At 71.2% G+C, this 13818-nt stretch carries 12 protein-coding genes and 1 tRNA gene; 7 read left to right on the top strand and 6 right to left on the bottom strand.

Features of this window, described 5'->3' with window-relative positions:
• Positions 1 to 40 precede the first annotated feature (40 nt).
• Both fdxA and J2Y69_RS17005 read left to right on the top strand, forming a co-directional pair.
• Positions 41 to 370: a ferredoxin gene (fdxA, locus tag J2Y69_RS17000; protein WP_310022974.1), complete on the top strand. Its 330-nt coding sequence runs from the start codon at positions 41 to 43 to the stop codon at positions 368 to 370.
• Positions 363 to 1292, top strand: coding sequence for an NAD(P)/FAD-dependent oxidoreductase (locus tag J2Y69_RS17005; protein WP_310022976.1), 930 nt, complete (start codon positions 363 to 365; stop codon positions 1290 to 1292). The genes fdxA and J2Y69_RS17005 overlap by 8 nt, the downstream gene beginning before the upstream one ends.
• A 39-nt stretch (positions 1293 to 1331) precedes the next feature.
• Here the strand turns inward: J2Y69_RS17005 and J2Y69_RS17010 are convergent, their stop codons facing one another.
• Positions 1332 to 3110, bottom strand: a complete 1779-nt coding sequence (locus J2Y69_RS17010; protein ID WP_310022978.1) for a GDSL-type esterase/lipase family protein — start codon at positions 3108 to 3110, stop codon at positions 1332 to 1334.
• Positions 3111 to 3127: 17 nt separating this feature from the next.
• Positions 3128 to 5707 (bottom strand): leucine--tRNA ligase, encoded by a 2580-nt coding sequence (gene leuS, locus J2Y69_RS17015; RefSeq protein WP_310022980.1) that lies wholly within the window; start codon positions 5705 to 5707, stop codon positions 3128 to 3130.
• 98 nt (positions 5708 to 5805) lie between these two features.
• On the opposite strand from leuS, the gene J2Y69_RS17020 reads away from it, so the two are divergent.
• Genes J2Y69_RS17020 through J2Y69_RS17030 form a run of 3 tightly spaced genes read left to right on the top strand, consistent with a single transcriptional unit; the run spans position 5806 to position 8431 of the window.
• The gene (locus J2Y69_RS17020; protein ID WP_310022982.1) at positions 5806 to 6477 is read left to right on the top strand and encodes a DedA family protein; all 672 of its coding nucleotides are present in this window, start codon (positions 5806 to 5808) and stop codon (positions 6475 to 6477) included.
• A gap of 26 nt (positions 6478 to 6503) precedes the next feature.
• Positions 6504 to 7535, top strand: coding sequence for an App1 family protein (locus J2Y69_RS17025; RefSeq protein ID WP_310022984.1), 1032 nt, complete (start codon positions 6504 to 6506; stop codon positions 7533 to 7535).
• A gap of 14 nt (positions 7536 to 7549) precedes the next feature.
• A complete protein-coding gene (locus tag J2Y69_RS17030; protein WP_310022985.1) occupies positions 7550 to 8431 on the top strand; it encodes a 3-methyladenine DNA glycosylase in 882 nt (293 codons plus the stop codon).
• Between the two features lie 46 nt (positions 8432 to 8477).
• Here the strand turns inward: J2Y69_RS17030 and J2Y69_RS17035 are convergent, their stop codons facing one another.
• On the bottom strand, positions 8478 to 9665 hold the full coding sequence (locus J2Y69_RS17035; protein WP_310022987.1) for a glycoside hydrolase family 3 N-terminal domain-containing protein: 1188 nt from the start codon (positions 9663 to 9665) through the stop codon (positions 8478 to 8480).
• 67 nt (positions 9666 to 9732) lie between these two features.
• Between J2Y69_RS17035 and J2Y69_RS17040 the strand changes: the two genes are divergently transcribed.
• Positions 9733 to 10989 (top strand): threonine/serine exporter family protein, encoded by a 1257-nt coding sequence (locus J2Y69_RS17040; protein ID WP_310022989.1) that lies wholly within the window; start codon positions 9733 to 9735, stop codon positions 10987 to 10989.
• Positions 10990 to 11025: 36 nt separating this feature from the next.
• On the opposite strand, the gene J2Y69_RS17045 is transcribed toward J2Y69_RS17040, so the two are convergent.
• Genes J2Y69_RS17045 through J2Y69_RS17055 form a run of 3 tightly spaced genes read right to left on the bottom strand, consistent with a single transcriptional unit; the run spans position 11026 to position 13504 of the window.
• Entirely contained in the window at positions 11026 to 11556 is a 531-nt protein-coding gene (locus tag J2Y69_RS17045; protein WP_310022991.1) for a hypothetical protein, read from the bottom strand.
• Positions 11556 to 12344, bottom strand: coding sequence for a hypothetical protein (locus tag J2Y69_RS17050; protein WP_310022993.1), 789 nt, complete (start codon positions 12342 to 12344; stop codon positions 11556 to 11558). The genes J2Y69_RS17045 and J2Y69_RS17050 overlap by 1 nt, the downstream gene beginning before the upstream one ends.
• A 53-nt stretch (positions 12345 to 12397) precedes the next feature.
• Entirely contained in the window at positions 12398 to 13504 is a 1107-nt protein-coding gene (locus J2Y69_RS17055; protein WP_310022995.1) for an NAD(P)-binding domain-containing protein, read from the bottom strand.
• A 138-nt stretch (positions 13505 to 13642) separates the two neighbouring features.
• Between J2Y69_RS17055 and J2Y69_RS17060 the strand changes: the two genes are divergently transcribed.
• A tRNA-Ala gene (locus J2Y69_RS17060) sits at positions 13643 to 13715 on the top strand.
• Positions 13716 to 13818 lie beyond the last annotated feature (103 nt).

Raw genomic sequence — 13818 nt, forward strand, 5'->3', positions numbered from 1 at the left:
TCCCGTCCGTCGCGGCGTCGCGTCACGGGGGTCTCCTCCGATGACGTATGTGATCGCTCTTCCGTGTGTCGATGTGAAGGATCGTGCCTGCATCGATGAGTGCCCCGTGGACTGCATCTACGAGGGCGAGCGGTCGCTCTACATCCATCCCGACGAATGCGTCGACTGCGGCGCCTGCGAACCCGTCTGCCCCGTCGAGGCCATCTACTACGAAGACGACCTCCCCGACGAATGGCAGGACTACTACAAGGCCAACGTCGAGTTCTTCGAAGAGATCGGCTCACCCGGCGGCGCCGCCAAGGTCGGCGCCTACGCATTCGACCACCCGGTGATCGCCGAGGTCCCCGCGGCGGACGGCGCCGATGACTGAGCCGGACCCGTACGACGTGCTCGTCATCGGCGGAGGCCCCGCCGGGCTCTCCGCCGCACTGAACCTCGGACGCTCGCTGATGCGCGTGCTCGTCGTGGACGCCGACCGCCCCCGCAACGCCGCGACGCTGAACTCCCACGGCTTCCTCACCCGCGACGGCGTGCCGCCGCACGAGCTGCGCCGCCTCGCGCGCGCCGAGCTCGGCACCTACCCGAACGTCGAGCTGCGCTCCCGGATGCGTGTCGGGTCGCTCCGGAGGTCCGACGACGGGTTCACGGCCGGCATCGGCAGGGCCGTCCCCACGGAGGTCGTCTCCGCACGCTCGGTCCTGGTGACGACCGGCCTCCACGAATCCCTCCCCGATGTGCCGAACCTCCGCGGCTTCTACGGGATGAGCCTGTTCAGCTGCGCCGCCTGCGATGCCTGGGAGCTCCGTGGGCGCCAGCTCGCCCTCATCGGCGAGTCGTCAGACCTCGCGGACCGCGCCCGTCTCATCCTGCGGTGGACCGGACACCTGACGGTGTTCACCCACGGGGCCGACGTGATCACCACCGCGGAGGAGGCCGAGCTGGCGTCCGCCGGTGTGAGCGTCCGCCGATCGCGGATCGTCGAGCTCGTCGGTGAGCGCGGGAGGCTCGAGGCGATCCGGCTCGCCGACGGCGCCTCCCTCGCTGTCGACGGCGGATTCGTCCGACCGGCCTGGCAGACGGACCTGTCGTTCCTCAGCGGCTTCATGCCCTCGGTCGACGCCGCAGGGCACCTCGTCACCGACCACTCGGGACGCACCGACGTCCCCGGGCTGTACGCGGCGGGGGATGCCGCGGCTCCGGGCCCGCAGCAGCTCATCGTCGCGGCCGGCGCCGGCGCGCGTGCCGCCGCCGTCATCGTCCACGACGCCATCGGCATCGCGACCGCCCACTGACCGACAGGCCGACACGCGCCGGGTGGGGTGCCGGAGGCCTCAGCCGCCGGCCAGCGCCGCTCGCAGCGCCTCGGTGTACGGTCCCGCGAGACGGTCGTGTCCCGCTTGCGAGAGATGCACATCGTCCTTCTGCGCCGCTCCGTAGTCGCTGATCCAGCCGGCCACCGAGATCGTGCGGCAGCCCAGTCGGCCCGCCTCCGCGAGCACGATGTCCTCCATGCCCCGGCGCCGCTCATGACCGGCGTCACGACGGCTCATCACTCCGTCGATGACGATCGTCGTGTCCGGGTAGGCCTGGCGGACCAGGTCGACGAGCCGCCGCATCCCGTCCAGGACGGCGTCAGGCGACCGACGCTGCGACGCGTCGTTCCCACCGAGCGTGATCACCACCAGGCCCGGATGCCCCTCGGGCAGCAGCACCCGATGCGAGGCGACGCCGTCGGTGACGCTCGTTCCGAGCGATCCCGACACGGCCGCGTAGCCGCCACCGCCGTACGCGCGCTCGACGATCGTGCCGAAGCCGTTCCCGTGCACACCCTGCTCCACCCAGGAGTTCCCGTCGCATTGGGAGTCGCAGAGGAGGATCGCCGTCGAGGCGTCGACCGGCTCCGCGCTGTAGAGGACCCCGTCCCGCTCGATGGTCTCCACCCGCTCGAACGCCGTGTGGGCTCCGCGCGCATCGGACCACAGGTCTCTCACGGGCCACCCGAACCGTGCGGGCAACGCCGCGAACGCCTCGAACGCCTTGGGCGGCACCGCCCAGGTGCCCCCGGCGGGCGAGGTGACCAGCACCCCGCCGGAGAAGGTCTGATACCAGCCGTCCAGGATCGCGGTCCTGTCGCCGACCGGCAGGCCGAGCTCGCCGTCCGCACCGCCCAGCTCGGCGTATCTCGTCTGGACGTCGCCGCTGGCGGCATGGACGCTGCCGTCCCCATCGGCGCGATAGAGCACACCGTTCTGGAAGGACTGCCGCACGCCGCCGCTCACCGGCGACGCCTCCTCGATCGGGAAGCCGAGCTCCCCGCCCTCCGCGCCCCGAGCGGCGTAGGCGGCGAGGATCCCGTCCCGGACCACGACCGCGCCCGTGGCCGGCGACCACCAGATCGCTCCGCCCTGGAAACGCTGCACGCGCCCGTCGCCGGCGGCGCGATCCTCGGCGATCGGATAGCCGAGAGCCCCGTCACCGGCGCCGGCGTCCCGATAGGCGTCGGCGATCTCGGAACGGACCGCGAGCGCGGATCCGTTCCGGACGTACATCGTCCCCTCCTCGAACGCCTGCCGTCGTGTGCCTCGGTCGTCGCGGTCCTCCGCGGAGAGCGGGAAGCCGAGACCCCCGCGATCGCTGCGGTTGCGCAGCCAGCCGATCCACATCCGGTCGCGCACCGCGACGGCCTCGTCGTGCCTTGCGAAGATCCCGCCGCGCTGGAACTCCTGCCAGCGCGCGCCCGCCTCCCCCTGCTCGGCCGCCCGCGGCAGTCCCATCGCCTCGACCGCGCCGAGCACGCCGAACGTCTCTCCGATGCCGTCGTCGCGGACGATCTGGGCGCCGGTGGCGCGCGACCAGTAGACCGATCCGTGCTGGAAGCTCTGCGTGCACACCCCGCGGCCGCAGTCCTGGGCGCTCCGCGCGGAGCCGAGCTCCTCCTGATGCCCCTGCCAGAGCTGACCGATCGAGCTGCGGGTGTCGACCGTCGCCGCCAGCTGACCGAGCATGACGACGGTCAGCGCCGCAGCGGCGATGCACACGCCCAGGGCCGCGAGGACGCGGCGGGACGCGTTCGCAAGACGTCCGCCCTGCCTCCTCAGCCCCCCAGCCATCCGATCGCCAGGACCGCTCAGCCCTTGACGGCGAAGCTCACGATCTTCGGCGCACGCACGATGACCCGGATGATCTCCTTGTCCGCGAGCGCGCGTTGGACCTTCTCGTCGGCACGCGCGAGCGCCTCGAGCTCGGCCTCGCCGATGCGGGCGGGCACCTCGAGGGTTGCCCGGACCTTGCCGTTGACCTGGACCGCCGTGGTGACGGTGTCCTCGACGAGGAGCACGGGGTCCGCCTGCCGCCAGGAGACCAGGCCGACCGACGGCTCGTGGCCGAGGATCTCCCACATCTCCTCCGCGGTGTGCGGCGCGATGAGGTCGAGCATCACCGCAACCGTCTCCGCCGCCTCCCTGACCGCGGGATCGGCGGCGCCGGCGCCGCCGTCGATCGTCTTGCGCACCGCGTTCACCAGCTCCATGAGACGCGCCACGAGGACGTTGAACTTCGTCTGCTCGACGAGCCCAGGAGCATCGGCCAGCAGCCGGTGGGTCGTCCGCCGGAGCCCCGCGTCACCGCCGTCGAAGACGACGCCGACGGGCGCTGCCACGTCCTGCGCGATGCGCAGCGCACGGGAGAGGAACTTCTGGGCTCCGGTGGTCGAGACGTCGTTCCAGTCCTTGTCGTCCTCCACGGGACCGGCGAAGGCCAGGGCGACGCGGAGCGCATCGGCGCCGTACGCGTCCAGCTCCTCCTGGAACAGCACCAGGTTGCCCTTGCTCTTGGACATCTTGGTGCCGTCGAGGATGACCATCCCCTGGTTGATCAGGCTCGAGAACGGCTCCGTGAAGTCGATCAGCCCCATGTCGAACAGCACCTTGGTGATGAACCGCGCATAGAGCAGATGCAGGATCGCGTGCTCCACCCCGCCGATGTACGAGTCGACGGGCGCCCACCGCCGCGCCTCGTCCGCGTCGAAGGCGACATCGTCGCGCTGCGCGGAGAGGAAGCGCAGGAAGTACCACGAGCTGTCCACGAAGGTGTCCATGGTGTCGGGGTCGCGGAGGGCGGGCTCCCCGGTCGTCGGGTCCACCGTGCGGACCCAGCTCTCGGCGGCGCCGAGCGGAGAGGACCCCTTCGGGGCGAGGTCGAGGCCCTCGACGGAGGGCAGGCGCACCGGGAGCTGGTCCTCCGGCACGGGCACGATGCCGCCGTCGGTCGTGTGCAGCATCGGGATCGGCGTGCCCCAGAACCGCTGCCGGGAGATCAGCCAGTCGCGCAGGCGATAGTTCTTCGCCGCCCGCCCCGTCCCCGCTGCCTCCAGGGACTCGATGGCGCGCGCGATCGCGTTCCGCTTGGAGAGCCCGTTCAGCGGGCCGGAGTTGATCATCCGGCCGTCGCCGGTGAGGGCGATGCCGGTCTTCGACGGGTGCTGGTCATCGAACGCCTCGGCCGTGTCGATCGGCACGCCCTCCTCGTCCACCTCGATCACGGGCATCGCCCCGGTCACCGGAGCCGTCGTGTCGACGACGACCGTGACCGGCAGGTCGAAGGCGCGCGCGAAGTCGAGGTCGCGCTGGTCGTGCGCGGGCACGGCCATGACCGCCCCATGTCCGTAGTCGGCGAGCACGTAGTCGGCCGCCCAGATCGGGAGCTTCTCTCCGTTGACGGGGTTGATCGCGTACTGCTCCAGGAACACACCGGTCTTCGGGCGGTCCGTGGACTGCCGGTCGATGTCGGTCGCCTTCTGCACCTGCGTCAGGTAGTCCTGGAACCGCTGGCGCACGTCCGCCGGCGCACCGGCGGCGAGCTCGGCCGCGAGATCGGAGTCCGGGGCCACCACGAAGAAGGTCGCACCATGCAGCGTGTCCGGGCGCGTCGAGAAGACCGTCACCGGGGCGTCCCTGCCCTCGATGCGGAAGTCCACGTCCGCACCGATCGAACGGCCGATCCAGTTGCGCTGCATCTGCAGCACCTTGTGCGGCCAGCGCCCCTCGAGCTGGTTCAGATCGTCGAGCAGCCGGTCCGCGTACTCGGTGATCCGGAAGTACCACTGCGTGAGGTTCTTCTTCACCACCTCGGCGCCGCACCGCTCGCAGCGGCCGTCGACGACCTGCTCGTTCGCGAGCACGGTCTGATCGTTCGGGCACCAGTTGACCGGGCTCTTCTTGCGGTACGCCAGTCCCCGCTCGTGCAGCTTCAGGAACAGCCACTGGTTCCAGCGGTAGTACTCCGGGTCCGAGGTGTGCAGCACCCGGCTCCAGTCGAAGGAGACCCCGTAGGACTCGAAGCCGGCCTTCTGCTGGGCGATGTTCTGGTAGGTCCACTCACGGGGGTCGGCCCCTCGGCGGATCGCGGCGTTCTCGGCCGGCAGTCCGAACGAGTCCCAGCCGATGGGGTTCAGGACGTTGTGCCCACGGTGACGCCAGAAGCGGGCGACGATGTCGGAGTAGAGATAGTTCTCCGCATGGCCCATGTGCAGGTCGCCGGACGGATAGGGGAACATCGCCAGCACGTACTTCCGGGGGCGCACGTCCGTCGCGTCGCCCGCCTGGAACGTCGCGTTCTCCGCCCAGTACCTCTGCCACTTGGCCTGAAGCGCGTGCGCCGCCAGGGGCTCATCGACGGAGGAGGCGGTGGACGACGGGTTCTCAGACAACGAACGACCTATCTCTGCGAAAGACGGAACGGCCAGGAAGGCGGGGATATCCCAGGTTATCCCAGCCGACTGACAGCCCTCGCGCCTATTCTCAAGCCGTGGACGACATCCTGCTCTGGATCCTGGACGCCGTGCAGTCGGTCGACCCCGTTCTGCGAACCCTGCTGGCCGGCATCGCGATCATGCTGGAGACGAGCATCCTAATCGGACTCGTCGTCCCGGGCGACACCGTCGTGATCGTCTCCTCGATGGGCGTCAGCTCCGTGTGGGAGGGCGTCGTCCTCGGCGCCGTGGTCGTGGTCGGCGCGCTGATCGGCGAGAGCATCGGCTTCTGGCTGGGCCGGTGGCTCGGCCCGCGGATCCGTCATTCGTGGATCGGGCGGAAAGTGGGCGAGCACAACTGGGAGCGCTCGGAGCGCTATCTGCAGCGTCGCGGCGGCATCGCGATCTTCCTCTCCCGCTTCCTGCCGGTGCTGCACTCGCTGGTCCCGCTCACCGTGGGGATGAGCGGCTACGCCTATCGCCGGTTCCTCGCCTGGACGGCACCGGCCTGCATCCTCTGGGCGACCGCGTACGTCAGCGTCGCCTCGCTCGCCGCCGGCAGCTATCGGGAGCTCTCGCAGCAGGTCCACTTCGCCGGCTACGTCTTCGTCGGCGTCATCGCCGCGTTCCTCATTGTGATCCTGGTCGTGAAGAAGGTCCTGGAGAAGCGCGAGGAGCGCCACATGGTCCTCGATGCCGAGGACACCGCGTCCGGCGTCCTCGACTGATCCCCTGACGTGAAAGACTGGGGAGGATGTCCCCCTCCCGCCACGGATCCGAACGGATCCACTGGTTCGCCCGCCTGGAGCACCGCTTCCACGCGTGGCGCGAGAGGCGTGCCCGCAGGCGGGGACGGACCGCGACCGTCCTGCCCTTCCCGGGATACGGCGGGCCCGGATGGGTCCGCGTCCTCGGGCGGGTCCTCATCGTCCCGCCCCGTCGCCGCACCGCGACCGGCGAGTTCGCGAGCGTCCGCGGGTGGCGGAGCTTCGTGGGCATCCCGGTCAGCTTTTCGACCGTGCAGGTCACGATCGGCGGCCACGTCCACGATGTGACCGCGGACCGAGGCGGCGTGATCGACTGCCGTATCGAGGCCGACCTTCCGGCCGGATGGCAGACCCTCACGATGTCCGTCGAGGGCCAGGAGCCCATCGAGGCCCGCGTCTTCGTCGTCCCGGGCGACGTCACCTTCGGGGTCGTGTCCGACGTCGACGACACGGTGATGGTGACCGCGCTGCCCCGTCCGCTGATCGCGGCGTGGAACTCCTTCGTCGTCGACGAGCACGCCCGGATCCCCGTGCCGGGGATGGCCGTCCTCCTCGAACGGGTGCGACGCGAGCAGCCGGGCTCGCCCATGATCTACCTCTCGACCGGCGCCTGGAACATCGCCCCCACCCTGACCCGGTTCCTGACCAGGCACCTCTTCCCCTCCGGCGCGATCCTGCTCACCGACTGGGGCCCGACGCACGATCGCTGGTTCCGCAGCGGACGCGAGCACAAGCTCACCAACCTCCGCCGCCTCGCCGCCGAGTTCCCTCATGTCCGCTGGCTCCTGATCGGAGACGACGGGCAGCACGACGAGGCCATCTACTCGCAGTTCCTCGCCGAGCATCCGCACGCGGTGGCGGGCGTCGCCATCCGTCGTCTGCTCCCCGCCGAGGCCGTCCTCGCCGGAGGCAGGACGACCGGTGGCGACGATCACTCCGAGGGGTCCGTACCCTGGGTGAGCGCCGAGAACGGGGCGGGGATCCTGGAGAAGCTCGCCGAGGCCGGGGTCATCCGCTGACGGAGCCGCACGCCATGCCCTCGATCCGCACGACGCTTCCCGCGGAGGACTGGCGCGCCCGCGCGGCCGCCCACGAACGACGTGCCGACGAGCTCACCGCGGCCCATCGCGAACGCGCCGCTCGCGGCGAGCAGCATCCGGTGTGGGACTTCCTCTTCACCTATTACTCCTACCGTCCGGCGCGGCTCCGCCGCTGGCACCCCGGCGCCGGGATCGCGCTCGCGGATGCGCCGGACCGGATCCCCTGGCGGTGGTACTCCCCGGGGCCCGACCCGGGGGTCGTCGTCCCGGACGCCGCGGCCTTCGCCGCGGACAAGCCCGAGCTCGCCGCGCTGATCGAACGGATCCTGTCCCGCACCGCTGCCCGTCCCGGTCAGTTCGGCTGCTTCGGTCTGCACGAGTGGGCGATGGTCTACCGCGCGGACGCGCATCGGCACCCGGCCCCGCTCCGGCTGGGCCCTGCCGGGACCGATGAGGTCGTCGAGTCCCACGACCTCCGCTGCACGCACTTCGACGCATTCCGGTTCTTCACGCCCGAGGCGGTTCCCCGGAATCGACTCGCGCCGACCAGAAAGGACCAGCCCTCGTTGGAGCAGCCTGGTTGCCTGCACGCCGGCATGGACGTGTACAAGTGGGCGATGAAGCTCGGCCCGCTGGTGCCGGGCGAGCTCCTGCTAGACGCCTTCGAGCTCGCGCGGGACATCCGCCGCCTGGACATGGAGGCGGCCCCCTACGACCTCTCGGCCTGGGGCGTCGTCCCCGTCCCGATCGAGACCGCGGAGGGCAAGGCCGAGTACGTCCGCCGTCAGCGCGGATTCGCCGACCGGGGGAACCTCCTCCGCCACGCCATCCTCCGCGCCTGGCGAGGGGCCCCGGCGGACGAGCTCGTCCCCTGATCGCCGGGCACGACGCCAAACTCCGCGCCCGCGCCGTTCGGCCTGCTCACGCGGCGGGCCGGCATTCCGGACAGGGCTGCCAGCCGGGCGGGGACGCCGCCATCCGCAGCCGCAGCTCGGCCACCCTCGTGGCGGCCTCGGCGAGACGGCCCGCGGGCAGCGCTCCGCTCTCCACCGCCACCGCGATCCCCTCCGCAATGCGCGACGCCGTCCCCGTGTCGGAGCCGACGACCATGAGCACCAGATCGCTGCCGGCGGCGAGCGACGCCACCGCGTCCGCCACGGGATCGGCGTAGGCCGGGACCCCGGAGGAGACCAGCATCCCCAGGTCGTCCGTCACGACGACCCCGTCGAAGCCGAGCTCGTCCCGGAGGATCGTGTGCCACGCGGGCGACAGGGAGGCGGGCAGTGGATCGACGGCGGTGTAGGCGAGATGGCCGAGCATCACGAGCGGTGCGCCCGCCTCGATCCCCGCGATGAACGGGGGCGCCACGGAGGAGCGCCATTCGTCGAGCGTCATCGGCGTGCGGGGGATCATCGAATGCGAGTCCCCCTCGGCCGCGCCGTGCCCGGGGAAGTGCTTGAGGGTCGAGAGCGCGAACGGCGCCTCGCCCCGGACCGCCGCGTCGACGCGCTCCGCCGCGGCAGCGGGCGTCGTCCCGAACGCGCGCGAGAAGATGAACGACCCCGGCCCCGACGCCACATCGGCGACGATCCCGAAGTTCACGCCGATGCCCGCGCGGGCGAGAAGGGAGCCGCGAGCGGCGAACGCCTCCTCCGCCGCCGCGGGCTCGGTGCCCTTGAGCGTGTCGGCACCCGGCAGGAGATCCCAGGGAAGCCGGGTGACGTCTCCGCCCTCCTCGTCGACGGCGATCAGCGGAGGGAACCCGGGGTCGGCGGTCAGCGCGGCGGTGATCGGGCGCAGCTCCCCCTCCGTGCCCGGGATGTTCGCCCCCATCAGGAGGAAGCCGCCGAGCCCGCCGGACATCGACGCGGCGAGGACGACCGGATCGGTCGTGGGCACGTGCCCCATCACGACGCTGGCCGCCTGCTGCCGCAGGTCGAGCGCGGCCACGCGGGAGGCCGCCTCCTCGGCGAACGACGAGTCCTCCGCATCGACGACCTCGACCCGCGCCGCGGAGGCGTCCGCCGAGGCGGGCGACCACGGTCCGATGACGATCGCCGGGAGCACGATCGCGAGCAGCATGGCGCCCGCCCGTCCGATCCTCCGCATCCGTCCAGCCTAGGAGCCGGCGCCGACGTTCCTGCGCGGACCGGGCGAGGCCCTACGATCTTTCCTGATGTCCCCCACCACCCGCTCCCCCGATGCCGTGCTCGGCGACCTCGGCGCACTGCTGCTGGACGCCGGGCTGTCCGTCACCGATGTCCGCGGAACCCTGGAGCAGGTCGCCGCTGCCGCCGCCCCCGGGATCGAGCTGACCTTCGCCGTCCTGCCGCAGCAGGTGCTCGTGAGCCGTGTCGGCCTCGCCGGGGCGACCACGATCGGCACCACGGTCGGCACCGCCCTCACTTTTCGCCAGGCCGCGCACGCCAGCCGGCTCGCCCGCCGGCTCGAGACGGGGCGGATGGATCTCCGCACCGCTCCGGCCCACATCGATCGCATCAGGGCGATCCGGCGCCGAGCACCCGGTCTCCAGCGCGTGCTCGGCGGCGCGCTGCTCTCCGCCGGGCTGGCGACGCTGTTCCGCTGCCCGTGGTGGGCGGTGCTGCTCTCCTTCCTGGTCGGCGCGCTCGTGAGCGCCGTCATCGTCGCCACCGACCGCCTGCGCGCGGCGGCGGCCGTGGTCCCGTTCGTCGTGGCGTTCCTCTCCACCGTCGCCGTCGGTGCGGTCGCAGCCGCCCTCGATTTCGGGACCGTCCCGCTGTTCGCCGTGTGCGCCCCGGTGGCGATCCTCGTGCCAGGGGCCCTCATCACCAACGCGCTCCTCGAGCTCACCGCCGCGGACATCGTCGCCGGCGCCTCCCGCCTCGTCTACGGCATCATCATGCTGGCGTTCATGGCCGCGGGCATCTTCGCCGGCGCCGCGGTGACGGGACTACGCGTCGATCCGCACTCCGCCGCGCTGGTCGGCGAGACGGCGCAGGTCACAGGTCACGGCGGCTGGGAGGCGGTGCCGCCGCTCTGGCTCTCCTGGGCCGGCGTCGTCGTGCTCGCCATCGGGATCGGCCTGAGCTTCGGCGCGGGGTTCCGGCTGACGCTCGCGACCGTCCTCGTGATGACCTCGACCTACGCGACGTTGATGCTGCTTACGCCGATCACGGGCAGCACGGTGGCCACCGGCATCGCCGCGGCGCTGCTCTTCCTCGCGGCCCGGATCCTGGAGCGCATCGCCTCGGCGGTGCCCGCGACCGTGTCTTTCCAGCCGGCGTTCCTCCTCCTGGTCCCAGGCACCGTCGGGCTGGTCGCGCTCGCCTCCTTCGACGCTCAGGCTCTGGCCGCCGCGCCCCTGATCTTCGTGAGCCTGTGTATCGGGACCAAGATCGGCGCGCTCATCGCGGACGCGACGCGGATCTCGCAGCCGGCGCCCGCGGGGTGACGGGGCGAGCAGACCCGGCGGACCGGGCGGATCCGTTCAGGGCCGGGGCAGGGACTCGGTGTCGATGACGAACGCCTGCGGATGTCCCGGCAGATAGCGGACCGTCACCGGCGCGCCGCCCCAGCCGACGGAGGCGTTCGCGTCGGGGTAGGCGGCGGATGCGAAGAACGGGTTCTCCAGCGTGTACCGTCGGCCGTCGCTCGCGGTGAACGACACCCAGTTCCCCTCCACGGTGGCCGTCGCCTCAGTGCCGTTGGCATGGATGTACGCGCTCGTGACGGGCACGTTGCAGAGACCGAGGACGCCGAGCACTCCCCCGGCCGCGACGATCGCGAAGAGGAGACGGAACGCCCATGCGCGCAGATGCCCGCCCACCCGGCGCAGGGAGTCTCCGCCATCCGTCTCGACAAGTCCCTCCCTGGCGCGCACGGCGGCCAGCCGGTCCCGACCCGCCGGGCGCCGGAAGGCCAGGGCGATCAGACCCATCATCGAGAAGCCGGCCACGAAGACCATCGCGTAGCCGTTGCGGACCGGGAAGTTCGCGAGCCAGATCAGCGTGTCCATCATCAGCGCCCCGCCTCCTTCTCGATCGTGATCGCCACGGTCCGCGGATCCTCCCGGCGATAGAACGCCCAGATCGGCGACCCCACCTGAAGGCGTCCGATCGCCTGCGGGTAGACGAACACCGTGGTGTCCGCCTCCCAGGACTCCCGGCCATCCGGGGTGAGGAGCACGCGCAGCGCGAGCTCGGACTGTCCCTCCCGGCGTCTCCCCGTCGGTCGGACCGCGAGGACGGCCGCGGGCACCTGCTCCCCGGTCGTCCGCGCACGCACCTGGGTCGGATCGATCAGGCCTTTCGCGATCCGCCAGTCCAGCAGCGCCGTCGCCACCTCCGGCTCTCGCGGGTCCGCCATCGCGACGCTCCCGTGGTTCTCCGGATCGAAGCGCACCGGGAGGGGTAGTCCCGCCCCCAGCATGCCCTGTTCCTGCGGCGGGACGAGCGTCCGCAGCTGTCCGACGAAGTCGCCGCCGGTGTCGGGGCTCACCCGGATGAAGATGTCGTACTGGGGCACGTCGTTCACCGTGAGGCCTGTGGCGCCCACCTCGACGATCGTGCCGACTCCGACCCGCGTCCGACCGCTGCGCACACGGAGGCGGCGACGAGGCCCGGCCAGCGACCCGAAGGTCAGGAGGAGCCCCCAGAACGTCCCGGCGAGGATCGGCACGATCAGGGTGTCGCCCGTCCAGGACAACAGCGACTGGCGTTGATCGACTCCGAAGAGCCCCTCACCGACCCAGATGAGCAGAACGGCCGACAGCGCCAACCAGACGACCATCCCGATGGCTTTGAGCATGCTCACAGATTAGTCAGGGCCCGTGTGCTGCTCCACCCGGCCAACCGTCGTGCTCAGCCCGCCCCGCTCGCTGCTTCCACGGAGACCCTCTCCTTGCCCATCGCGGGCCCCGCCTGCGTGGAGAGGAAGCGCTGGACACCGCGCGCCGCCGCGCGTCCCGCTCTGTTCGCGCCGATCGTGCTCGCCGACGGCCCGTACCCGACGAGCTGGATACGCGGATCGATCACGGCCGTCGTGCCCCGGCCGCTTCGGTCGAGCTGGATACCGCCGGCTGCGCTCCGCAGGTGCAACGGGGCGAGGTGCGAGATCGCCGGGCGGAACCCGGTCGCCCAGAGGATGACATCGACGGGCTCGAAGGAGCCGTCCGCCCAGCGGACGCCATCGGGCTCGATCGTCGAGAACATCGGCCGTCGAGCGTCGTATGCGCCGAGACGTGCGGCCTCCTGCTCCTGGGGCCGCAGCATCAGTCCGGTGACGCTCACGACGCTCTGCGGAGGCAGTCCCTGAGCCACGCGCTGCTCCACGAGGGCGACCGCCGCCGCTCCCGCCTCCGGGGTGAAGTCGTCGGTCCGCCAGACCGGCGGCTTCCGCGTCATCCACAGCGTCTCGGTGATCGGAGCCAGAGCCCCGAGGAACTGCACGGCGGACGCCCCGCCGCCCACGACCGCGACCCGCTTCCCGCGGAAGTGCTCCGGCCCCGGGTAGTCCACAGTGTGGAGCTGCTCGCCGAGGAACGTCTCCATCCCCGGGTAGTGCGGGAGGAAGGGCTGCGTCCATGTGCCGGTGGCGTTCACGAGCGTCCGTGTGCGCCACTCGCGGGTTCCCGCCCGCACGACGAGCACTCCGTCCCGGTCCTCGACCTCGTCGACATGAACGGGACGGATGACCGGCAGATCGTTTTCGGTCTCATAGCGCGAGAAGTATGCGGGGACGGCCGTGTTCGCCCGGCTCTCCGTCCGCGGAGGCGGCGTGTCGCCAGGAAGCTCGGCCACGCCGTGGACGTCCTTCATCGTGAGCGCGTCCCAGCGGTGCTGCCACGCACCGCCCGGCGCATCGTTCGCGTCGAGCACGATGTGGTCGATCCCCATGCGCCTCAGGTGGTAGGAGGAGGAGAGTCCGGCCTGGCCGGCGCCGATCACGATGCTCTGGAGGACGTTCACGCCGGATGCAACGCCCGCCCCGCCGTCGGTGTTCCGCGGCAACACGCCCGGTGTCGTCGAAGGCCCGCACCGATTCGCATCCTCAACTCGGGCTGTAGTAAGCTGAACGGGTTGTCGCGGAGCTCCGCAGACAATTCTGGGCCTGTGGCGCAGCTGGTAGCGCACCTGCATGGCATGCAGGGGGTCAGGGGTTCGAGTCCCCTCAGGTCCACAATGTGTTGAGTCGCGGCATAGATGACAAGTTATGAGAAAGAGCCCGGCCATCGGCCGGGCTCTTTCTCGTTGTTGCGCCAGTAGTTTTTGGTGGGGTTGAT

Source organism: Microbacterium resistens (assembly GCF_031456305.1).
In the GTDB taxonomy this organism is placed as follows: domain Bacteria; phylum Actinomycetota; class Actinomycetes; order Actinomycetales; family Microbacteriaceae; genus Microbacterium; species Microbacterium resistens_A.

Excerpts from the sequence above, each read along its gene's own strand:
- fdxA (WP_310022974.1), top strand. The coding sequence starts at position 41 with ATGACGTATGTGATCGCTCTTCCGTGTGTCGATGTGAAGGATCGTGCC.
- J2Y69_RS17005 (WP_310022976.1), top strand. The coding sequence starts at position 363 with ATGACTGAGCCGGACCCGTACGACGTGCTCGTCATCGGCGGAGGCCCC.
- J2Y69_RS17010 (WP_310022978.1), bottom strand. The coding sequence starts at position 3,110 with ATGGCTGGGGGGCTGAGGAGGCAGGGCGGACGTCTTGCGAACGCGTCC.
- J2Y69_RS17025 (WP_310022984.1), top strand. The coding sequence starts at position 6,504 with ATGTCCCCCTCCCGCCACGGATCCGAACGGATCCACTGGTTCGCCCGC.
- J2Y69_RS17030 (WP_310022985.1), top strand. The coding sequence starts at position 7,550 with ATGCCCTCGATCCGCACGACGCTTCCCGCGGAGGACTGGCGCGCCCGC.
- J2Y69_RS17035 (WP_310022987.1), bottom strand. The coding sequence starts at position 9,665 with ATGCGGAGGATCGGACGGGCGGGCGCCATGCTGCTCGCGATCGTGCTC.
- J2Y69_RS17040 (WP_310022989.1), top strand. The coding sequence starts at position 9,733 with ATGTCCCCCACCACCCGCTCCCCCGATGCCGTGCTCGGCGACCTCGGC.
- J2Y69_RS17045 (WP_310022991.1), bottom strand. The coding sequence starts at position 11,556 with ATGATGGACACGCTGATCTGGCTCGCGAACTTCCCGGTCCGCAACGGC.
- J2Y69_RS17050 (WP_310022993.1), bottom strand. The coding sequence starts at position 12,344 with ATGCTCAAAGCCATCGGGATGGTCGTCTGGTTGGCGCTGTCGGCCGTT.